Raw genomic sequence first — 19,332 nt, 5'->3', positions numbered from 1 at the left:
GTGACACGGACGACCCAACGGTGCTCCACGTGGTCCAGCGGATGCCTGTGCAGGTTCTGCTGACCGACCTCGTGTTGCCGAGCATGGATGGCATCGAGCTCTTGGCACGCGTGCACGAGATCAACGCGCAGATTGCCGGCATCGTGATGACTGGCTAGGGCACAATCAAGTGCGCTGTGCGCACAATGTAGACCGGGGCCGTCGAGTTTCTTACCAAGCCATTCAAATGGAAACCGCGGGACTAGTCCTCAAGAAGGCACTGGAATTTCAGGAGCTGAAGCGGAAGAACTTGCTGTTGAAGCAGACGGGGCAGGAGCAGGACAGTGACGGTCTCCTTGTCGGCGCCAGCGCGGCGTGGCGCCAAGTGCTCGACCTGGTTGAGCGGGTCGCCGACCGCGACAGCACGGTGCTGCTCCAAGGCGAGACCGGAACCGGCAAGGAGCGGGTGGCGCGCCGCCTGCACGCCCTGAGCCGCCGGCGAACAGGTCCATGGGTAGCACTCAACTGCGGCGCCATTCCTGAGACGCTCCTGGAGGCCGAACTGTTCGGCCACGAAAAAGGCGCGTTTACGGGGGCGACGACAACCCGGATGGGACGCTTCGAGCAAGCCCACGGCGGGACGCTGTTCCTGGACGAGGTAGGCGAGCTGAGTCTCCCGTGCCAGGTCACGCTCCTGCGCGTCCTCCAGGAGCAGGCGTTTGAGCGGGTGGGAGGCACCAAGACGATCCGGGTGGATGTTCGCCTCATCGCCGCGACCAACCAGGATCTAGCGCACGCGGTCGCGGCGGGACGGTTCCGGCCGGATCTCTTCTATCGGCTGCACGTCATCCCGATCACGCTCCCGCCGCTCCGGGCGCGGCGAAGCGACATCCCGCTGCTGGTCAAGCACTTCATTCGGCATTTCAACGAGACCAAAGGGACGGCGATCCAGGGGATCGAACCCGCCGCCCTGGACGCCCTGTCCCGGTATTCGTGGCCGGGCAATATCCGCGAGCTGGAACACCTGGTGGAGCGCCTCGTTATCCTGAAGCAGTCCGGGCGCATCGCCGTCACGGACCTCCCGGAACAGATCTTCACCGGCTCGGCGGCGCCGCGGCCCGCCGCTGAGCCCTGTCTGAACTGGCTCGTGATGGTGACGGTGCCGGTGGTGGGATTCTGGTACGGGTATCGGCAGGCGGTGCAGCGGGCGCAGTGGTTGGCCCTGTATGACGATCGGGGGCCGGCCCCGCACGCCGCCGGCTGAGCGGCTCCCTTGAAGCCGGCCGGGCCGAGTCCCTCATCACCGGTCGGACCGGTTCAGCCGAGGAGCCGACGCAATGTTTGCCAATCGCGTTCAGTCCAGGTGTGCCGGGGTGCCTGGAGGAGCCGGCTCGCCAACCGCACCCGTTCGGGGAACCCATCGAGCACGACCTGGAGGGCGAGGGCAAGCCCGAGACAGTCCCCAGTCAGGGTGAGCCAGAACCGCCACTCCTCCCGGATCATTTGCCACATAGACCGTTTCCGCCGTCGCCACCGGGACCGGCTCGGCGAACGCAGCAGTAGGCAGGGTTTCATCGCTCACCTCGTGGTCGGTCGCCAGCGTGCGCGCGCACCCGCCGCATCACGAGCCGATGGCGCACGCGCTGGACCAGCCGGATCAATGCCGGCAGGATGACCTGCGGGAGGCCGAAGACACTCAGCGCGTCGATCGCGAGCCGCCGGGCGGACCGGGGCCGTGACGCGGACGCCGTCAGGCGAGCCTCCACCCAAGCCTCCACTCGCGTCTGCTGGGAGACGGACAGGCCCGCGAAGCGGCGCAGCCAGCGCTGTCGGGTCGCCGCATCCGGCGGGTGATGCCGCCAGAGCCGGACCAGCGCCGCCTCCAGGGCCGACCAGGTGCGGAGGTCGGCGCGGCCGACCGCGCGGGGTCGGCGCGGCCGACGGCGTGGAGGTCGGCCCGGCCGACCGGGGAGCACGCGGTCCCGTCGCCTGGCGGCGCGGCTGGCGGCCGGAGGCCGCGCCCGAGGGTCTCCCGGACCACCGCGGCAAGCGGCCGCCCCTCCTGCTGGGCGCGGCGGCGTAACGCACGGACCGTCGGGGCATCAAGCCGCAGCGTCAGATGGTGTGTGCGGCGTGGAGATCGCATCGCATCAGACCGATCGTTCCGGGGCCGGGCTCGCCGCCGAGGCCGGCGGCGTCGCGGCCGCAAGTAGAGTCTGGGCGACCCTGAGATACCCCTGCGCGTTCAACCACAGGGCATCCGGCGCCACCTGCAGATCGGCCCGCCACTCGGTGAGCCAGGGGGCCAGCAAGGCGGCCCCACCCCCACAGAGGATGACCCGATCGAGGCGCCGGCCGTCGCCCCACAACTCGCGACACTTGGCCAGAATGGTTCCGATGGTCGCCTTCGCCGCTACCCGGAGGTGTTCCAGCAACGCCGTCTGGGTCAGCCCCGGCAGGACCCGATGCAGCGGGCAGTCCCCTCGCGCGGCTTGCTCGACCACATAGGCATCCAGCTCCCCCTCGCCGCAGGCCCGATACTGCGCCGCGACCGCTTCGTAGATGGGGCCGACGCCCAGCCGCATGCCGGTGGAGCGGGAGACCTGAATCTGCCCATGCACGATGGTGACGAACTCGGTGGTGCGTCCGCCGATGTCGAGCACGGCCACTTGCTCCTGGCTCTGGAGCGCCTCTAACGCGAGGGCGGCGGCAATGCCTTGTGGAACAAACGAGACGGTCTGAGCCCGGAGGAGGCTGGTGAGACAGGCCGCGACGGCGGCGCGCGCCGAGTCGGCCAGCGCCAGATGGAGCGGTAACCCCGTGACGACCACGGCCCGCGGCGGCAGGACGGCCGCCACGGCCCGCAGCAGCGCCTGATAGGGAATCGACTGCCACCACTGGTCCCAGCGGAGATGATCGAGCAGGCGACGGCCGGACCAGATGGCCGCGTCCCCCAACACATAGGCCGCCCCATCCGGGAGACGCACGCGGGTGGGGAACGAAGCCGGAGGGTCTCCCGCCGGGGCGGGTACTGCGGACGGTCCGGTCCACAGGGCATCGTCTAAATCCACCGGCGCCACGGCGGTCGGCAAGAGCCAGCGCTCGCCTCGACTCGTGAGCACTTTGAGATACGCATAGCCCACGTCCAGCCCGACCGCGAGGCTGGGGGCGGTTCTGCCGCCGCCGGTCGAGCCGGGTCCTCCTCCATGAGCTCGGCGCGGGCGGCGGCCGGTGGGGGAATCCAACGCAGCAGGTGGTGACGAGTGAGTATCCGACATGCTTCTCCTCCTTTCGAGCGTTCCGGGTCGTGTCCCGTGTGTCCTCATCCGTTCCGATGTCGGCGTGGGGTGGATCGAGACGAAGCGGAACCGCTGGCCGGCTCCTCGGCGGCGGGAGCGGCGGCAAACGTCACGAGCAACCCCTGGGTCAGTAAGTGCTCCAACACCCGCGTCGTGGGGTCAGCCGTGTCGAGCGACCCCGCCAGCGGGACTGGGGCGGGGCGGAGTGAAGGGGAGGCCGCCTGGGCTGGCGGCGGGCCCGGGGCTCCTGGGCTGAGCCGGGCCGGACGGGCGCGGCGGGGCTCCGCCGGCCCCGTCGTGGCTAACCCCGGATCTCGCGAGCCGGGCAGAGCGCTGAACCGGCTCACCCCCGGTCCGGCTGAGGGCCGGGGGCGCTGAGGCATCTGTCGGCTCAGGCCGGTGTACCGCAACGCCGTCGCAACCAGTCGCCGCAGCTGCGGGCCGCGGCGGCGCGGCGGCAGGGTCTGGAGCCAGGCCCGGATCAAGTCCGCATCGTCGTCATGCGCCGGCAAGCGGAGCGAGAACCACTGATCCATCCCTGCTCTTCTTTCCGATTGATTCGATCAGGCTCCCTGTCTGTCATATTCTGGCGAGCATTCCCCCACCGCCACCGACCCCTGGGACCCCCTCGGATCTGCTGAAAACGAGCCTATGTGCGTTGTGACACGCTCGTGACACAATTTTCACGAGGTGAACGGCGAAAAGAGACGGAAATTCCAGGGGTTAGGCTAGAAAAGCGGGCTCAACACGAACTGTGTTCGCGTGACAAGTGGTTGTGACAACATAGTATCTATACTTCGTATAGATACCAGACCAGGAACGATGAACATCAGAACGGAACGCAGAACCGGGAGCAGAACACGGCTGGGGGAGTCCCCCGGATGGAGTCATCCAGGTGGGGTCATCCGGGGAGAGTCAGTCGGCTGGGGAAACCCGGACGGGGAAGTCAGTCGGGGGAACGCGAGGGTGATGCAATCGGTCGGGGGCGAGGCGTCACGAATGACACCAGACGCGCCGATCCTGGATCACAGGAGGCCAGTGGGACGGAGACCCGGATGGGGTCAGGACTGACCCGGGTGGGGGAACCTGGAGCAGAACACTCGGATGGGAGGAACCTCAGATGGGGCATCCTGACGGAGCACGGAATGCACCAGAACGGACCAGGTCCTGGTGAGCCGACCGGAGAATCTCGATCAGGGGGAGCCGCAACGTCAGCAGCAAAACGGGAGGGAGCAGCGATGAGCCGATCGGACAGGCAGAGGGACAAGCAGGACGAGCCGGGGTGGCTGGCGGATCGCCGGGGGCTGGTGTGGCGGCTGACCGCATGCTGGCCGGCAGCCAAGCGGGAGGCGACGCGGCGGCAGTGGGAAGCCTGTGAGGCACTGATGCGGGCGATGGGGGTCTCCTGGGAAGAGGTCTGGCAGCGCATGGATACGGACGACTGGCTGGTGTGGGGACGACCACTGGTGCCGATCGAGTGGATGACCGAGACCGGGGTGGGAGCGCTGACGCCGTCAGCCTGGAAGTGGCTGACGGTGGGACACCTGCGGGAGCTGGAGGCGCTGCTGGCGCGAGAAACCCGCCATCATGGGTGGACGGACCCCGATCTGCCGTGGGGCCTGGTGGAACCGTTGGCGTGGGGACCGCGGGCGCAGATCGAAGCGTGTCTGCGGGAGGCCACGGAGCAGACCGCGAAGCGGGCGTGAAGGTGGGAATCGGAAGCAGGAGCAAGGAGGGAACGACGATGAGCAGACAGACCGGACCCGGGAATCACAGGACATGGAATCGGCTGGGAAACATGGGGCTGCTGCTTGGGGTCATCGTGTTGGCAGGCTGTGGCGGGCCGCCGGCGTGGGTCACGAAAGGGGCTGGCATCTACAACGGCAAGGACGCCAAAGTGTTGTATGGCGTTGGGATTGTCACGGGGGTGAGAAATGAGCCGTTAGCCTGGGAGGCTGCAGAGACCCGCGCCCGCGCCGACATTCAGAGAGCGATCGAGACGTACATGGCCTATCTGATGCGGGATTATGCGGCCTCGACAACGGCCGGCGACCTGGCTCAATCCACCGAGGAGCAGCACATCGAGCGGGCGGTCAAGACCTTCGCCGCTGGGACGCTTTCGGGAGTGCGGTCAGTGGATCGCTGGAAGGACGAGAAGACCGGGACCTATTATGTGTTGGCGAAGATTTCTCTCCAGGAGATGCAAGAGGCGTTGCTGCAGGCCAAGGAGCTCAATAGCCAGATGCGGGAGTTTGTCCGCAAGAACGCCGAGAAGGCGTTTGATCGGCTCGGACGGGAAGAGGAGAAGCGGGCGGGGGCGACCGGTCGTGCGGGGGTCGATGCAGCCCGCAGTGGAGAGGCTGGCCACTGACGAGCAGCGAGACCGGGTGAAGACGCGATGGGGCTGGCGTGGGGGTGGCGTGGACAACAGCGGATGGGAGCCCCGTGGCGGGGAACGATAGCGGCGCCCGGGGAGTCCCCGATCAGCCTGTTCCGTCCTGTTCCAACCCCTGCAAAGGGGGACGGGCCAGCCACCAGCGCGGGTGGTGGCCCGGCCACCGACGCGGGGGGTGGCCCGGCCACCAGCGCGGGGAGCGGGCTGGCCGCCGGTAGAAGAAGGACTCAGAGTCCCCTGGAACGATGGGGACGACGAATCGGGCTGATGGGATGCAGCATAGGGCTCATCGGCTTGCTGACAGGCTGTCCGATCGTCCTGTCCAAAGTGCCGACAGGCGAGACGGTGACGGAGGAGACAGTCCTCGCGGAGCAGGTGGTAGGGCAGCCAGTGGTGACCGTGATTGCACATGCGGACGGACTCGGGTGGACGGTGGCGGTCCAGGAGCCGATCGAGCGGACCGTGGGACGACGCCGGCGCCAGCACTGGGTTGGCGAGGCGGCGGAGGTAGCGCCAGTCCGATCGCATCTGCTGGCGGCGCTCATCTGTCCGGCTGGGTTGATCGTCACGCCGGCCCTGTGGTTTTGGGATGCCAAGAGCTTGGAGCTCTGGGCGAAATTTAGCAAAGACTGTTTGTATATGCTGGGCGGCATTGTGCCCTCGGGTCATCTCGTCCGAGGGGCGGAGGAGGTGGTCGAACCGAATCGCCAGGAGCGAGGGTGGAAACCGGTGACGGAGGCGGAGGTGGGGCTCCGGGTGCGAGGGGGCGACTGGATGCGGTATGTGGTGGAGGCGGACGGGCGGAAGAGTTTGCGGTTGGATCGGCTCCCGCTGCCGGCCGGGTCGGTCCCGCTGCCGGCTCGGTCGGGGGCCGGGCAAGCCGGGGAGGCGACGGAGGTGCAGGTAGGAGTCTGGCGGCTGGGGGTGCAGATTGCGGATCGCCGGGAGCGGGTGTCGGCGGAGGCGTGGGAACGGCTGATGCGGCAGCCGGTGATCGTGGCCGACCGATGGCCCCGGAATCTCGTCGTCGGCCTCATGCCCTGGCAGGGGCTGCCGGAGCCAGAGCAGGTGCGCTGGGAACGGCGACTGCAGCAGGCGCTCGTGGAGGTCGTGACATCACGGCAGGGGCGGGTGGTGTCCTTGACGCCGGCCATGCGAGAGGCCATCGAGCGGGAGCGGGTGCGGCAGTATGCAGGCGCGGTCGCAGACGACCGGCAGGTGGCCGTGGGCCGGGAATGGGGCGCGACGGTCCTGGTGCGGCCAACGGCGCAGCGAGGGTACGAGCCCAGTCCGCAGCCCGAGCGTGGACCTCGCCCGCAACGAGGAAGCGGACCCGGCTCGCAGCGAGGAGACGGGGAGTCAGGGCTTTGGCAAATGGGCGTGGATGTGCTGCTGGTCGAGACGGGCGAGGTGCTGGACAGTGTGAGTTGGGAGGTACCGGGGCTGGCGCGGGAAGGGGCGCTGGAGGCGCTGATTGGGCGGGTGCAGCGGGTGCTGGAGCAGGCGCCGGTCCAGTCGCAGCCAGCCGGGCCAGTGCCTCCGCAACGGACCGGGCCAGTCTTGTCGCGGCCAACCCGCTGAACGGCCGGATTCCGGATGTCGGAAGGAAGAGAAGGAGACGGCGAACAGGAAGGTCGACCGGCTGCGCGCCGTGGGCGCAAGTGAGGCGATCAGGCGGCGAGCCGACTGATCCATTGAACCGGTTGCCGATCGGGCCGTGGAACGCCACTGCGGCGGAAAAGGAGGGAAGGAGCGATGGCGAAGAAGCCGAAACGGACGAGTGAGCGGAAGCGGGCAGAGCGACACACAACGCCGGTGGGAAAGCCGACACGCCGGGTGACGACCGTGGCGCAGTCGGGGGTGCCGAAGCCGACTGACACGCTGGCGCAACCGGCGGAGGCGCAGCCGGGACGCGAGCCCGGTCAACGCATAGCCGACTGGTTTGCGAAGATCCGATCGCAGTTGCGGACGCCAGTGGAGGAGTGGGTGCCAGAGGAGAGGAAGCCAGCCGTCGCGTCACCGGCCGAACTGATGACGCTGGTGGGGATGGCGGTGGTGGGTTTGGTGGAGGCGGGCCTCGCCGTGATGCGTGCTGCCAACGGGGCGGGCCGCTAATCGGGGACAGATGGAGCGGTGGTGGCCATCGAGCCGCAGCGACGCGAGCGCGGCGGCATGGGGACCGACACCGGGTGCTCTGGCAGAAGGACTGGGAAGGGGCCAGGGACCAGGACGGGGCGGCGCAAGGCATGGCTGGCGGGGCCGGTCAGGTTCGCCTGGGGCGAGGGACTTCCGGCGCCGGGTGAACTGGGGCAGCAACCGGGCGGGACGGCGGGCGCTGGCGGGCGTGGCACCGAGGCGGAGATGGGCAGCTGAACGAGGCGGGGTCTCTTCTCGTGCAGACCTCGGAGCCGAGCGAGCCGCAAGAGGCCCGGGAAGTCGGGTCTCTGTGCCGCGGCATCGCGGTCCTCGACGGGGCACGGGGGCGCATCGTCGGCGCAAGCCGTGAGATCGGACGGAGCGAACAGGAGCGATGGCAAGTCGAAAGAAACGGTTTGCGTGCGGACACCGTGGCAAAGGGCGCTGGTGTCATCGCTGTGCTGACCGCCAGGCCCAGCAGGCCGCTCGGGTGGCGGAAAAGCAGGCCTGGGAGGGGCGCCTTGCCGCGGCGCCCGTTTCCTTGGCGCACTGTCCCCGCGCGGTAGCGGAAAAAGCGCTGGCGGTGATCGCCGCCCTCGAACGCGGCGAGTCCTACCTCGCCTTCAAGGGCAAGCGGCTGACGGCCATGGGTCGGCGCGATCTCGTGTCGATTCCGTTGGGCTGGCGGTATCGGCTGCTGGCCCGCATCCAGGCTGCCGGGCTCCAGATTCTTGAGGTGCTCTCGCACGAGGCGTACAACACCCGGTTGGCGGCGAACCGGTGGCCGACGTGATCGGCTGCTGGCGTGGGGTGGTCGGGGCCGCATCGTCATCACACGCATAAGTAGGAGGAGCGGCTGGCGCTGAGTTGACCGGTCCATCGGACCGGTCGGCGATCGGGTTCTGTGACGCCACCGGGCGGATCGGGCGAATGCGGGCGGAAGCGTTTCCGCCGTGCGGGAACGAGAGGAGGGAGCGATGGCGAAGAAAAGCAAGATGGCGCGGAAGAGTGTGGGGCGGAAGAGGACGCGGATGGGGAAGCCGACGCGCCGAGCCAAGGCTGCGGCGAAGAAGCGGGCGCCGAAGCCGAAAGGAGCGCCGGTGCAGCCGGCGGAGGCGCAGCCGCCGAGCGAGCCAGCGCTGGAGAGCGGCCAAAGCGTGGTGCCAGGCGCCGAAAGCGCGGATCGCTAATCGCGGGCGTCGCTACCGTTCCAATCTGGTGGCGGCGATAGTGAAGTCCTTGGCAAGATGGGCACCGGGGACAGCCATCGCGCGCAAGCGATTTTCCGCGTTGTGAGCCAGGCGTATCCGGACGCCTGGCAAGCATTGGACCGCCTGCGGGAGCAGCGTGGGCGGGGATTGCCGGGGTGGCCGGACTGGTGCTATGTGCCGTTGCACGGCGCGGCGGCGATCGTCTCGCGCGGAGAGGACGCTATTCCCTTCGACCGTGCGCATCATATCGCCATCATCGGCGCGCTCGGCGCGTGGCGGATGACGCGCGGCATTTACCGGTTCGATCCCACCTTGTACGCGGATCTCATTACTACCGAGCTGGAAAGCGAGCTGCCGCGCAGTCTGTTGTATCGGCTGCCCGAGTGGTGTGTGTATCTGGAGACGCCGGGGTTGTGCTGGACCCTAGGGCGCGAGCAACGGCCGATCCATGGCGTGTGGCTGCATTTGGATTGGGATCTCGCGCCGGCGTCGGGTCCGGGGTCTGTCGACGAATTACGGTTGCTGCTCGATACGGCGCCGGAACCGGAGCGGGCGCTCGATCCTCGTGATGGGCTGCTATCGATTCCCCTGCTGTTAGGTGAAGGGACCATAGCAGACGCACTCCTGCGTTTCGTGCGCAGCGCCCAAGTGCGGGCGCGGGAGCGCGGGATCGAGGCTCCGGACGATCTGTTCGATCCGAATCATCTGGCGCGGGCGGTGTCGCCGATCCTGTCGCTGATCTTGTATCTCTGCGCCGATGATCCGGACATTGCGGGCCGGGCGGGGCGGCCGGGCAATCCGGAGCCGGTCCGGACGCGGCGGCAAGGCGTGCGGCTGTTTCCCGCATCCGGGCTGCGCATGTGGGATGTCGGCGTGCGGCTGGGAGCGGCCCTGCGCCGGGCGATGGAGGAGGCGGGGGCGGAAGGCGACGCGGGCGGGACGGCTGGCGAGCGGGCGAGGCCACGCGGGCACATACGCCGGGCGCACTGGCACACATACCGGGTGGGGACGGGGCGCCGGGACGTGCGGCTCAAGTGGCTCCCGCCGATTCCCGTCAATCTTGCTTGGGGCGAGGAGCTGCCGGCGACGATTCGGCCGGTCCGAGCGGAACAATTGTCTGATGGCGGGGCCGATGAACGCGGCGGCTCATGCCAAGGGGAGGCGGAATGGAGCTAGTGCAGCACACATCGCAAGAGGAAGGCTCGGTCGATTCGTGCGAGAGCAGCCAACTCGAACGTCTGCTCGCGGCCGCGTCTCGCAAGGAGCGCGCGAAGGCGCAGCGCAGCGCGCAGGCGGAACGGCTGCCGCTCGAAGCGGCGCTGGAGCGGGTCTTGGAACGAGCCAGCCGGGCGGCCAAGATGCCGTCCTTCGAGCAGTGTGTGCAGCATCGGATTCGGACGCGGGAGGCGCAGCGGCAGGCGGAGGAACGGCGCCGGCAGGCGGAGAGCCAGGCATGGCGCGGGTGGTTCGATGGGGCGGCGGAGCCGACCAATCCCGGGCCGCGCGGGATTGGGGCCCTGCTGATGGCGCCGGATGGGCAACGCCTCGAGATCAGCCGGGGGATCGGATTTGGCACCAACAACGAGGCGGAGTATCACGCGCTCCTCGCGGTGCTGGATGCCGCGGCCGAGCGGGGGTGCCGGCATCTCATCGTCCACGGCGACAGCCAACTGGTGATCAACCAACTCAGCGGCGACTGGTCTGTCAACAGTCCGACGCTGTGGCAGTTAGCGCAGCAGGCGCGGCGGCTGATTCAGGCGATCGGGACGGTCGAGCTGTGCTGGATTCCGCGTAAGCGGAACCAGGAAGCCGACCGACTCAGCAAAGTCGCCCTGGGCGGCCGTGCACACCCGATCAGGTTGCAGGATCGGCATCTGTGGGGCAACCAGACGAGGATCGGCCAGCAGTTGGGGCTGTTTGCGGTAGCGGTTGGCAAGCGACTCGATGCGCTTGGCTTGCGCCAGGACGGACGGGCGACAGAGTGGGCGCGGCGCGAAGGCGACGCGCGCATCGTGGAGAGTGAGACCCGCGGCGGCGCGCCTGGGCTCGGGCTGCCCGCCACGCAGCCGGAGGGGAGCGGCAACGAGGGTGGCAGCGTCGCGAATCGCCTGCGGACCGTTCTCAACGCCTAACCTGTCTCCCTCTCCAAACCAGATTGAAGGACGGGCCGGGCCGTGCTGCGGCAGGAACTGGACCGATTGCTCGACACATCCGCGGCGGTCTGGTATACACCGATCCCGGATGGGGCGTGTCGACGATGACAAGGAGCGCAAGCTTCCGATCACTTCCGACCCGCACACCTCTGAGAAGCTGGGCACGTACCGCATCCTCGTCAAGGGGATCGACATCTTCGGCAACGACACCTCGCAGGCCTTCGACGTGGATGTGCGATGAAACCGATACGGTTGTCTGCCCATGCCCAGCAATACACGGAGCGCCGTGGATTCACCGTTGTGGAGGTGGAGCAGACGATTCGCAACTCCACCTGGAAAGCCGCCATGGCAAGCCGGCTTGAATGTGCAAAGGACTTTCCGTTTAATCGGGAATGGAACGGAGTCGTCTATGCCACCAAACGAGTTCGTCCGATCTTTGTAGAGGAAGAGCAGGAAATCGTCGTCATCACCGTGTATACGTACTACTTCTGAAGAGGAGGCAGGGCCATGAAAGTTCGCTACGATGGCGAGGTAGATGCCCTGAGCATCACCTTCCGCGAGGGAACGGTCACGACCAAGGAGATCGGCGAAGGGATCGCGATGGAGTATGACGCCGAGGGACGGCTAGCGGGAATCGAGATTCTCGACGCCGTCCGCCGCTTTGGAGACGCGGACACCTTCCGGCAAGTTGTTCTGGAGGGTATCGGACCGGGGGCGGTTCGCCGGTAAAGCAAGGGAGTCCCTCGCGTGGCCGTGGCCGTCATTGCCTGCGACAAGGACCTGCTGGAGATCCCCGGGCGGAGACCCTCGGAAACACCGACGCAGCACCTGGTCAAGGATGACGCCGCCCCGACCGGCTGGAACGTGGCCGAAAGGTCTACAAGCAGCTCGGCGTCCGACCGGTGCTCTTCATCATAGTCGAGAAGAACGTGTACGCCGATGCCATCGGCGAGTACCTGTGGAAGACCAAGGAGTTCGGCTTCAAACAGTCCGAGGTCCTCGTCATCCACACCGATGAAGAGGGAGAGGTCACCAAGAAGGACCTGGAGAAAGCCTGCGACGCGGCGCGGGACATCGACAAGGCTGTAGCCCATGCGCAAGCCTGTGGCGAGAGCCGGGGAGAAGAGCTCTGGGCCTGCTGTCGCACACTTGCTGATGGACTGGCGAAGCACGAGATCACCGGCAAGCTCTGGGTGGTCCAGGCCGACCGCATTCGCGAATATCAACCGGATCGAGGAGAGGACTGACCTGGCGAAGCGACCCGAGAAAGCGTGGCGCGAAGTCGTGAAGCTGCGGGAAGACCGGTGGTCTGGTGAACGGCCACGCCACGTGGTTGCGGCCGATCTCGACGAGGTTCTCAGACAGAGCAGGACGCGGCTGGTCGACGAGGACCCCGACAAGGGGTTCCTCCTCACTGTCCGATAGACAACCTGCACAGCCTGATGCGGGACGTGGGGCGACGCGTGCTGGGGAAGGACGATTTTCTTAATCGAGGCCCATGTGTTTGGACGTCGGCAGTCATCGTTGGGGCGGAGCCAGGCGAAGTGAGGGGGCGGGGAAGCGGCACCATCGCCATCCGTCATGCTGATGGCCCGTCAGCGTCTCAGCCCTCACGACCAGGACGGACTCGCGCGTGTCGCGTTCGCCTGAACGGAAGCAGCCGAAGTCGGCGATCGGAGGGAACGCGGAGTTCGAAGTCCAGCTGGGGGGGCGAGCGGGCGGTACGCGGTCAAACACCGTGAACCACTGGGAGAACGGCAAGCGGGAACCCATGCCTCCGCCTCTCTCCAGGACGACGCGATGAGTGAACACCGAGGCCATGACCGATCAAGAAAGGCGGAGCGAGCCCGATGGCCCGACTGGAAGACCTGACCCGAGGCGCGACGGTCCAGGGCATCCTGCCCGACCGCCTGGTGACCATCGTGGATGTCAAGTGGCACGGCTCGACCGTGGTAGAGGTGATCTACAGGGACGCGTCCGGTCGCTTGGGGAGCGATCTCCTCTACCGGGACCGCGAGCTCACCCTTGAGATCGTCACGCAAGGGACGCCGTTCAGCTCCGACGGCGATGGCGCGCAGTTTCGGCTCGCCTCCGAGGCCCGTCGCCTCAGCCTGGCCTATCTGTTCGACCCGTTGCTCGCTGTCCACACCTCGATCATCGCGCGCCGCCGCGAGCGTCTGGAGAATCGCCTCCGGGAGGAAAAACTTCTCAAGCGCGGGGCCGAGGTTCCCGTGGACGTGGCTCCGGAACTGCCGATGCTGACGCCGGAGGAGATCGAAGACCTCAACCTGGTGGCGCAGAGCACCCGTGAGGGATCGGTGCTCCAAAAGGTGGTGTCGAAACTGGACGTGATGCGCGAGCAGATGGGGTCCGACCGGGTCTACGACGTGAGCGACGAATGCCCTGCCTGTGCGTCGCAGGCAGACAGGCTGGAGGTTGTACCGCTGGTGCGGACCGCTTCCGGGCGCCTTATGGCGCCGTTTAAAGTCTCTGACATGGGCAGCCAACTGTTTCCTTAGAGGCGGAATGCAGATGAGTACCGAAGCCGATACTTGCCGCAGATATGTCTTACCAAGGCTCTATGCGGCGGGCTGGACCGACGACCAGATCAACGAACAACGCACCTTCACCGACGGGCGCATCCTCGTTGCCGGCTCCAAGACACGCCGCGGACCGCAGAAGCGGGCCGATTACCTCTTGCGGTACTGTCCCAACGTGATGCTCGCCGTCGTGGAAGCCAAGGCTTCTCATAAGAACCCCGCCGACGGCCTGCAGCAAGCCAAAGAATACGCGCAAATCCTCGACCTGAAATTCGCCTATTCGACCAATGGCCAGGGCATCGTGGAGTTCGACTTCCTGACCGGCAAGGAATCGCGTCTGGATCAATTCCCCTCGCCGGACGAACTCTGGACGCGCCTGCAACCTCACCTCGGACTGATGAGTGACGAGCAGCTCCAACGTTACCTCGCGCCGAGCCTCCCTGTATCCGGCAAGCCCTTGCGCTACTACCAAGAGATCGCGGTCAATCGGGTCGTGTGCGCCATCTTGAGTGGGCAACGCCGGGTATTGGTTACCATGGCCACCGGCACCGGCAAGACGGACGTGGCGTTCCATATCTGCTGGAAGCTCTGGAGCACGAGGTGGAATCGCACCGGTGAACCGAGGAAGCCCCGCATTCTCTATCTCTCCGATCGCAGCGTGCTGGTGGACGATCCGAAGGACAAACAGTTCGCCCCGTTTGGCGACGCGCGCTGGAAAATCCAGGGTGAGGCGGTCAAGAGCCGCGAAATGTATTTCGCCACCTATCAGGCGATCGCCCGCGATGAACGCCGCCCCGGTCTCTATCGAGACTACGACCCCGGCTTTTTCGACCTGGTCATCGTGGACGAATGCCATCGCGGGAGCGCCCGCGACGAGAGCAACTGGCGCGAGATCCTCGAATACTTCGCGCTGGCCTATCAGTTAGGCATGACGGCCACGCCGCTGCGCGAGGATAACCGCGACACCTACGCGTACTTCGGCAACCCGGTGTATACCTATAGCCTGCGGCAAGGGATCGAAGACGGCTTCCTGGCTCCCTACCGAGTGCACCGCATCGTCACCGATGTGGACGCCACCGGCTGGCGCCCTTCCAAGGACGAACTCGACCGCTACGGCCGGCCGATTCCGGACGAGGAGTATCAAACGCCGGACTTCGAGCGGGTCGTCGCGCTGCGCGCCCGCACCGAGGCGATCGCCAACAGCATCGCCGGGTTTCTCAAGTCGTCGGACCCCTACGCCAAGACCATCGTCTTCTGCGTGGATCAGGAACATGCTGACGAGATGCGCGGCGCGATCAACAACGCCTGCGCGGAGCTTGCCCAGAAGCATCCGGACTATGTCGTGCGGATCGTGGCCGATGAAGGCGACATCGGGCGTGGTTATCTGAGCCGCTTTCAAGAGATCGAAACCCAGACGCCTGTCGTCGTCACCACCTCGAAGCTCCTCACCACCGGCGTGGATGTCCCGACATGCAAGAACATCGCCATCGCCCGCGTCATCAATTCGATGACCGAGTTCAAGCAGATCATCGGCCGCGGGACCCGGGTGCGCGCCGATTACGGGAAGCTCTGGTTCTCTATTCTCGATTACACCGGCAGTGCCACGCGGCTCTTCGCCGACCCGGATTTCGACGGCGAGCCCATCGAGCCGCCGACCGAAACGCCGGTGGATCGCCCCATCCCGCCGCCGCTCGAGCCCTACCCCGAGGCCACCGACACTTCGCCATCCCCGGTCAGGAAGGGCACGGACGAGTCTGTCTTCCGCAAGTACTATGTGGACGGCGGCGCGGTGGAAATCGCGGCCCATGTGGTGTACGAGCTTGACGCCGACGGCAAGCAGCTCCGCGTGATCAAGTTCACCGACTATGCCGCCGCCAAGGTGCGGAGCCTCTGGACCTCCGCGGCCGAGCTGCGCGGACGTTGGACTGACGCTCAAGAACGCGCCGCTGTCATCGCCGCGCTGGAAGAGCGCGGCGTCACCTTGGAGCAGCTCGCTGAGAACGTCGGCCAGCCGGAGGCCGACCCGTTCGATCTTTTGTGTTTCGTCGCATGGAGCGCGCCCCTTCGCACCCGCCGCGAGCGAGCCGAGCGGCTGCGCAAAGGTCGCCGGGACTTCTTCGAACGCTTTCAGCCCGAAGCGCGCCAGATTTTGAACGAGATCCTCGACAAATACATCGAGCACGGCACCGCCCAGTTCAAAGTGCCGGAGATCCTCAAAGTGCCGCCCATCGCGAGCCACGGCAACGTACTCGAGATCGCGAGCAAATTCGGCGGAGCGGATGCACTTCGCGCCGCGCTCGAAGACCTGCAAAACCTGTTGTACGAGGAGGCCGCCTGAGCATGGCACGGACCAAGAAGAAACCAAGCGCTCCCGCCACCACAGCCCAGGCGCTCGCGAGCCTCATCAAGTCCTGCCGCGACATCATGCGCAAGGACAAGGGGCTCACCACCGACCTCGACCGGTTGCCGATGCTCACCTGGATCCTGTTCCTCAAGTTCCTGGACGACCTGGAGCAGGTGCGGGAGGCTGAGGCCAAGCTCGAGGGCAAGCGCTTTCGGCCCGCCATCGAGCCGCCCTACCGCTGGCGCGACTGGGCCGCCAAGCCCGACGGCATCACGGGCGACGCCCTCACCGCCTTCATCAATCAGGAAGAGGCGATCCTGCCGAACGGCAAGAAGGGCCCGGGGCTCTTCGCCTATCTGCGTGCTCTGCAGGGCGCGAACGGCGGCGACCGGCGCGACGTGATCCGCACCGTCTTCCAGGGCACGGTCAACCGGATGCAGAGCGGCTATCTGCTGCGGGACATCCTGAACAAAGTGAACCAGATCCACTTCACCTCCACCGAAGAGATCTACACCTTGGGCCATCTCTACGAGTCCATGCTCAAGGAGATGCGCGATGCCGCCGGCGAGAACGGCGAGTTCTACACGCCACGCCCGCTGGTGAAATTCATCGTCCAGGTGACCGACCCGCGCCTGGGCGAAACCGTGCTCGACCCGGCTTGCGGCACCGGCGGGTTTCTGGCCGAAGCCTTCGAACACCTGAAAAAGCAGTGCAAGAAGGCGGAGGACTACCGCCGGCTTCAACGGGACACGCTCTTCGGGATCGAGGCCAAGCCCCTCCCGTATCTCCTCTGCCAGATGAACCTGCTTTTGCACGGCGTCGAGACGCCCAACATCGACCCGCTCAACGCCCTGCGGTTTCCCCTGCGCGAGATCGGCGACAAGGATCGGGTGGACGTGATCATCACCAACCCGCCCTTCGGCGGCGAGGAGGAGCGGGGCATTCTCGGCAACTTTCCCGAAGACAAGCAGACCACGGAAACCGCGCTGCTCTTTCTGCAGCTCATCATGCGCAAACTCAAGCGCCCGCCCAAGCCCGGACGCGCCGCAGTAGTGGTGCCCAACGGCACGCTCTTCGGCGACGGGGTCGCCGCGCGCATCAAGGAGGAACTCCTCAAGGACTTCAACCTCCACACCATCGTCCGCCTGCCGAACGGCGTCTTTTCGCCCTATACCAGCATCCCGACCAACGTGCTGTTCTTCGACCGCTCCGGACCCACCGAAGAGATCTGGTACTACGAACATCCGCTGCCCGAGGGCCGCAAGAACTACACCAAGACCCAGCCGCTCCAGTTCGAGGAGTTCGCACCGCTCATCGCCTGGTGGAACAAGCGCGAGGAAAACGAGCGCGCCTGGAAGGTTCCGGCCGCGGAGGTTCTCGCCAACAATTGTAACCTCGACCGCAAGAACCCCCGCGCCAAGGAAGACATCACCCACCTGCCGCCGGAGCAGCTCGCCGCCAGCATCCTGGAAAAAGAGCGGCGGATCATGGAGATCATGGCCAACATCCAGACGCTGCTGAAGCAGGGGGCGCCGTGAACGCCGAGCAATTTCACGCCCTGCTCGACAGTCCCGAGGGAGGCCGCGTCGAGTTCAAAGCGGCCTCGGGTGGGTTTCACTTCGACGACTTGGTGAAATACTGCGTCGCCATCGCCAACGAAGGTGGCGGACGCATCGTGCTCGGCGTCACTGACAAGCGCCCCCGCCGGGTTGTGGGCACAAAGGCATTCTCCGAGCCGGGACGCACGGAAGCGGGTCTCTTCGAGCGTCTTGGACACCACATTGCCATCGAGGAGTACCGCCACGAGGGGCGGCGGCTGTTGATCGTGCATGTGCCGCCAAGCCTCCCGGGAACGGCCTGGCAGGACAACGGCACGTTCTGGATGCGGGCGGGCGATGCCTTGGTGCCCATGTCCGACGACCGGCTGCGGCAAATCCACAACGAGACCGGGCCCGACTTTTCGGCGGAGATCTGCCCCGGGGCGAGCCTGTCGGACCTCGATTCAGAGGCCATCGAACTGCTGCGCCGCCTTTGGGAGCGGAAGACGCCTGTCCAGGGGATCGCCACCCGACCCGTCGAGCGCCTTCTGGCGGATGCCGAACTGATCATCGGCGGGCAGCTCACTTATGCGGCCCTCATTCTGCTCGGTACGCGGGAAGCCCTGGGCCGGTTCCTCGGCCAGGCCGAGGTGATCTTCGAGTACCGATCGAATGAGGCGCCAGGGCCGGCCGCCGATCGCCGGGAGTTCCGGCGGGGCTTTCTCCCCGTGCTCGATGAAGTGTGGCAGGCCGTCAACTTGCGCAACGACCTTCAGCACTTTCAGCAGGGGCTCTTCGTCTGGGACGTGCCGACCTTCGATGAACGCGCCGTGCGCGAGGCCCTGCTCAACGCCGTAAGCCACCGCGACTATCGCCGTGGCGGCTCGGTCTTCGTGCGCCAATATCCGCGACGGATCGAGATCGTGAGCCCGGGCGGGTTTCCCCCGGGGATCGACGAGCGGAACCTCCTCTGGGAACAGAACCCGCGCAACCGCCGCATCGCCGAGGTGCTCGGCAAGTGCGGGCTGGTCGAGCGCGCCGGACAGGGCTTCGACCTCATCTACCGGACCTGTATCCAGCAGAGCAAGCCGCTTCCGGATTTCTCCCGCACGAGCGAACATTCCGTCTGGGTCACCTTGCACGGCCAGATCCAGGACCCTGAGTTTCTCCGCTTCCTCGAAGAGATCGGCCGCGAGCGCCTGGCCGCTTTCGCGACCGAGGACTTCCTCGTCCTGGACCTTGTACACCGGGAGCAGCCGGTGCCCGATCACCTGAAACCGCGGATCGAGCCGCTGCTCGACCAAGGCGTCATCGAGCGGGTCGGCCGAGGCCGGGGCGTCCGCTACCTGCTCTCGCGCCGGTTCTATCGGTTTCTCGGCAAGGCCGGCGTGTACACGCGCAGACGGGGATTGGATCGCGAGGCGAACAAGGCGCTGCTCGTCAAGCACATCGGGGGCGCCTATCCCGAAGGCTGCGCGATGGCTGAACTTCAGCAGGTGCTCCCGGCACTCGGCCGTCGTGCTATCCAGGTTCTCCTCGATGATCTGCGTGCCGAAGGCCGGGTGCGCGTCGAGGGAAAGACGCGAGGCGCTCGGTGGTTCGCTCTCCCACAGGGACAAGAGGGGTCACGTGATAAGCCGTAGCGGATCGCTGGGAGGGCCCGCCAGGAATTGCACGCCCGATTGCACGCGCGTGCAATTCCGGTGCAATTCCTGGTCTATGTGCTTCACTGTCAAG

21 protein-coding genes and 1 pseudogene are annotated in these 19,332 nt (G+C 66.5%); 19 read left to right on the top strand and 3 right to left on the bottom strand.

What is annotated here, in order from left to right:
• Window positions 1-20: 20 nt before the first annotated feature.
• Entirely contained in the window at window positions 21-158 is a 138-nt protein-coding gene (locus tag ACWHYQ_RS01070; RefSeq protein ID WP_447973931.1) for a response regulator, read from the top strand.
• A 68-nt stretch (window positions 159-226) separates the two neighbouring features.
• Window positions 227-1,243, top strand: coding sequence for a sigma-54 interaction domain-containing protein (locus tag ACWHYQ_RS01065; protein WP_447973930.1), 1,017 nt, complete (start codon window positions 227-229; stop codon window positions 1,241-1,243).
• A gap of 53 nt (window positions 1,244-1,296) precedes the next feature.
• On the opposite strand, the gene ACWHYQ_RS01060 is transcribed toward ACWHYQ_RS01065, so the two are convergent.
• The 3 genes from ACWHYQ_RS01060 to ACWHYQ_RS01050 all read right to left on the bottom strand — a co-directional run bounded on the left by ACWHYQ_RS01060 (window position 1,297) and on the right by ACWHYQ_RS01050 (window position 3,257).
• Window positions 1,297-1,491, bottom strand: coding sequence for a hypothetical protein (locus ACWHYQ_RS01060; RefSeq protein ID WP_447973929.1), 195 nt, complete (start codon window positions 1,489-1,491; stop codon window positions 1,297-1,299).
• Window positions 1,492-1,550: 59 nt separating this feature from the next.
• Entirely contained in the window at window positions 1,551-1,955 is a 405-nt protein-coding gene (locus ACWHYQ_RS01055; RefSeq protein ID WP_447973928.1) for a hypothetical protein, read from the bottom strand.
• Between the two features lie 174 nt (window positions 1,956-2,129).
• Window positions 2,130-3,257, bottom strand: coding sequence for a ParM/StbA family protein (locus ACWHYQ_RS01050; protein WP_447973927.1), 1,128 nt, complete (start codon window positions 3,255-3,257; stop codon window positions 2,130-2,132).
• A gap of 1,259 nt (window positions 3,258-4,516) precedes the next feature.
• Here ACWHYQ_RS01050 and ACWHYQ_RS01045 point away from each other — a divergent pair.
• The 17 genes and pseudogenes from ACWHYQ_RS01045 (at window position 4,517) to ACWHYQ_RS00965 (ending at window position 19,238) form a co-directional block, all read left to right on the top strand.
• Window positions 4,517-4,984, top strand: a complete 468-nt coding sequence (locus tag ACWHYQ_RS01045; protein ID WP_447973926.1) for a hypothetical protein — start codon at window positions 4,517-4,519, stop codon at window positions 4,982-4,984.
• Window positions 4,985-5,022: 38 nt separating this feature from the next.
• Entirely contained in the window at window positions 5,023-5,649 is a 627-nt protein-coding gene (locus ACWHYQ_RS01040) for a hypothetical protein (RefSeq protein WP_447973925.1), read from the top strand.
• Between the two features lie 291 nt (window positions 5,650-5,940).
• A complete protein-coding gene (locus ACWHYQ_RS01035; RefSeq protein WP_447973924.1) occupies window positions 5,941-7,254 on the top strand; it encodes a hypothetical protein in 1,314 nt (437 codons plus the stop codon).
• A gap of 174 nt (window positions 7,255-7,428) precedes the next feature.
• Window positions 7,429-7,788: a hypothetical protein gene (locus ACWHYQ_RS01030; RefSeq protein WP_447973923.1), complete on the top strand. Its 360-nt coding sequence runs from the start codon at window positions 7,429-7,431 to the stop codon at window positions 7,786-7,788.
• A gap of 415 nt (window positions 7,789-8,203) precedes the next feature.
• Window positions 8,204-8,275: pseudogene (locus ACWHYQ_RS01025) on the top strand (DUF7682 family zinc-binding protein); the annotation flags it as partial.
• A gap of 24 nt (window positions 8,276-8,299) precedes the next feature.
• The gene (locus tag ACWHYQ_RS01020; RefSeq protein WP_447975499.1) at window positions 8,300-8,602 is read left to right on the top strand and encodes a ParE family toxin-like protein; all 303 of its coding nucleotides are present in this window, start codon (window positions 8,300-8,302) and stop codon (window positions 8,600-8,602) included.
• Between the two features lie 184 nt (window positions 8,603-8,786).
• Window positions 8,787-8,999, top strand: a complete 213-nt coding sequence (locus tag ACWHYQ_RS01015) for a hypothetical protein (RefSeq protein ID WP_447973922.1) — start codon at window positions 8,787-8,789, stop codon at window positions 8,997-8,999.
• A gap of 57 nt (window positions 9,000-9,056) precedes the next feature.
• Window positions 9,057-10,196 carry an AcrVA2 family anti-CRISPR protein gene (locus ACWHYQ_RS01010; RefSeq protein WP_447973921.1) on the top strand — a complete coding sequence of 380 codons (1,140 nt, stop codon included), beginning with the start codon at window positions 9,057-9,059 and terminating at the stop codon, window positions 10,194-10,196.
• Window positions 10,187-11,152, top strand: coding sequence for a ribonuclease HI family protein (locus tag ACWHYQ_RS01005; RefSeq protein ID WP_447973920.1), 966 nt, complete (start codon window positions 10,187-10,189; stop codon window positions 11,150-11,152). Before ACWHYQ_RS01010 ends, ACWHYQ_RS01005 begins: the two co-directional genes overlap by 10 nt.
• Before the next feature lie 109 nt (window positions 11,153-11,261).
• A complete protein-coding gene (locus tag ACWHYQ_RS01000; RefSeq protein WP_447973919.1) occupies window positions 11,262-11,414 on the top strand; it encodes a hypothetical protein in 153 nt (50 codons plus the stop codon).
• Window positions 11,411-11,665: a hypothetical protein gene (locus tag ACWHYQ_RS00995; protein ID WP_447973918.1), complete on the top strand. Its 255-nt coding sequence runs from the start codon at window positions 11,411-11,413 to the stop codon at window positions 11,663-11,665. Before ACWHYQ_RS01000 ends, ACWHYQ_RS00995 begins: the two co-directional genes overlap by 4 nt.
• 15 nt (window positions 11,666-11,680) lie before the next feature.
• The gene (locus tag ACWHYQ_RS00990) at window positions 11,681-11,902 is read left to right on the top strand and encodes a DUF2283 domain-containing protein (RefSeq protein WP_447973917.1); all 222 of its coding nucleotides are present in this window, start codon (window positions 11,681-11,683) and stop codon (window positions 11,900-11,902) included.
• Window positions 11,903-12,075: 173 nt separating this feature from the next.
• Window positions 12,076-12,420 (top strand): hypothetical protein, encoded by a 345-nt coding sequence (locus ACWHYQ_RS00985; protein ID WP_447973916.1) that lies wholly within the window; start codon window positions 12,076-12,078, stop codon window positions 12,418-12,420.
• A gap of 603 nt (window positions 12,421-13,023) precedes the next feature.
• The gene (locus tag ACWHYQ_RS00980; protein WP_447973915.1) at window positions 13,024-13,692 is read left to right on the top strand and encodes a hypothetical protein; all 669 of its coding nucleotides are present in this window, start codon (window positions 13,024-13,026) and stop codon (window positions 13,690-13,692) included.
• Window positions 13,693-13,705: 13 nt separating this feature from the next.
• A complete protein-coding gene (gene hsdR / locus ACWHYQ_RS00975; protein ID WP_447973914.1) occupies window positions 13,706-16,051 on the top strand; it encodes an EcoAI/FtnUII family type I restriction enzme subunit R in 2,346 nt (781 codons plus the stop codon).
• Between the two features lie 2 nt (window positions 16,052-16,053).
• The gene (locus ACWHYQ_RS00970; protein WP_447973913.1) at window positions 16,054-17,595 is read left to right on the top strand and encodes an N-6 DNA methylase; all 1,542 of its coding nucleotides are present in this window, start codon (window positions 16,054-16,056) and stop codon (window positions 17,593-17,595) included.
• Window positions 17,592-19,238 (top strand): ATP-binding protein, encoded by a 1,647-nt coding sequence (locus tag ACWHYQ_RS00965; RefSeq protein WP_447973912.1) that lies wholly within the window; start codon window positions 17,592-17,594, stop codon window positions 19,236-19,238. Before ACWHYQ_RS00970 ends, ACWHYQ_RS00965 begins: the two co-directional genes overlap by 4 nt.
• Window positions 19,239-19,332 lie beyond the last annotated feature (94 nt).

Source organism: Nitrospira sp. Kam-Ns4a (genome assembly GCF_965152595.1).
This window is presented reverse-complemented; position numbering and strand designations above follow the sequence as displayed.

Coding starts and splice junctions, on each gene's coding strand:
- ACWHYQ_RS01060 (WP_447973929.1), bottom strand. CDS start 1,491: ATGTGGCAAATGATCCGGGAGGAGTGGCGGTTCTGGCTCACCCTGACT.
- ACWHYQ_RS00970 (WP_447973913.1), top strand. CDS start 16,054: ATGGCACGGACCAAGAAGAAACCAAGCGCTCCCGCCACCACAGCCCAG.
- ACWHYQ_RS01030 (WP_447973923.1), top strand. CDS start 7,429: ATGGCGAAGAAGCCGAAACGGACGAGTGAGCGGAAGCGGGCAGAGCGA.
- ACWHYQ_RS01015 (WP_447973922.1), top strand. CDS start 8,787: ATGGCGAAGAAAAGCAAGATGGCGCGGAAGAGTGTGGGGCGGAAGAGG.
- ACWHYQ_RS00980 (WP_447973915.1), top strand. CDS start 13,024: ATGGCCCGACTGGAAGACCTGACCCGAGGCGCGACGGTCCAGGGCATC.
- ACWHYQ_RS01010 (WP_447973921.1), top strand. CDS start 9,057: ATGGGCACCGGGGACAGCCATCGCGCGCAAGCGATTTTCCGCGTTGTG.
- ACWHYQ_RS01035 (WP_447973924.1), top strand. CDS start 5,941: ATGGGATGCAGCATAGGGCTCATCGGCTTGCTGACAGGCTGTCCGATC.
- ACWHYQ_RS00995 (WP_447973918.1), top strand. CDS start 11,411: ATGAAACCGATACGGTTGTCTGCCCATGCCCAGCAATACACGGAGCGC.
- ACWHYQ_RS01050 (WP_447973927.1), bottom strand. CDS start 3,257: ATGTCGGATACTCACTCGTCACCACCTGCTGCGTTGGATTCCCCCACC.
- ACWHYQ_RS01040 (WP_447973925.1), top strand. CDS start 5,023: ATGAGCAGACAGACCGGACCCGGGAATCACAGGACATGGAATCGGCTG.
- ACWHYQ_RS01005 (WP_447973920.1), top strand. CDS start 10,187: ATGGAGCTAGTGCAGCACACATCGCAAGAGGAAGGCTCGGTCGATTCG.
- ACWHYQ_RS01065 (WP_447973930.1), top strand. CDS start 227: ATGGAAACCGCGGGACTAGTCCTCAAGAAGGCACTGGAATTTCAGGAG.
- ACWHYQ_RS01045 (WP_447973926.1), top strand. CDS start 4,517: ATGAGCCGATCGGACAGGCAGAGGGACAAGCAGGACGAGCCGGGGTGG.
- ACWHYQ_RS00990 (WP_447973917.1), top strand. CDS start 11,681: ATGAAAGTTCGCTACGATGGCGAGGTAGATGCCCTGAGCATCACCTTC.
- hsdR (WP_447973914.1), top strand. CDS start 13,706: ATGAGTACCGAAGCCGATACTTGCCGCAGATATGTCTTACCAAGGCTC.
- ACWHYQ_RS01000 (WP_447973919.1), top strand. CDS start 11,262: ATGGGGCGTGTCGACGATGACAAGGAGCGCAAGCTTCCGATCACTTCC.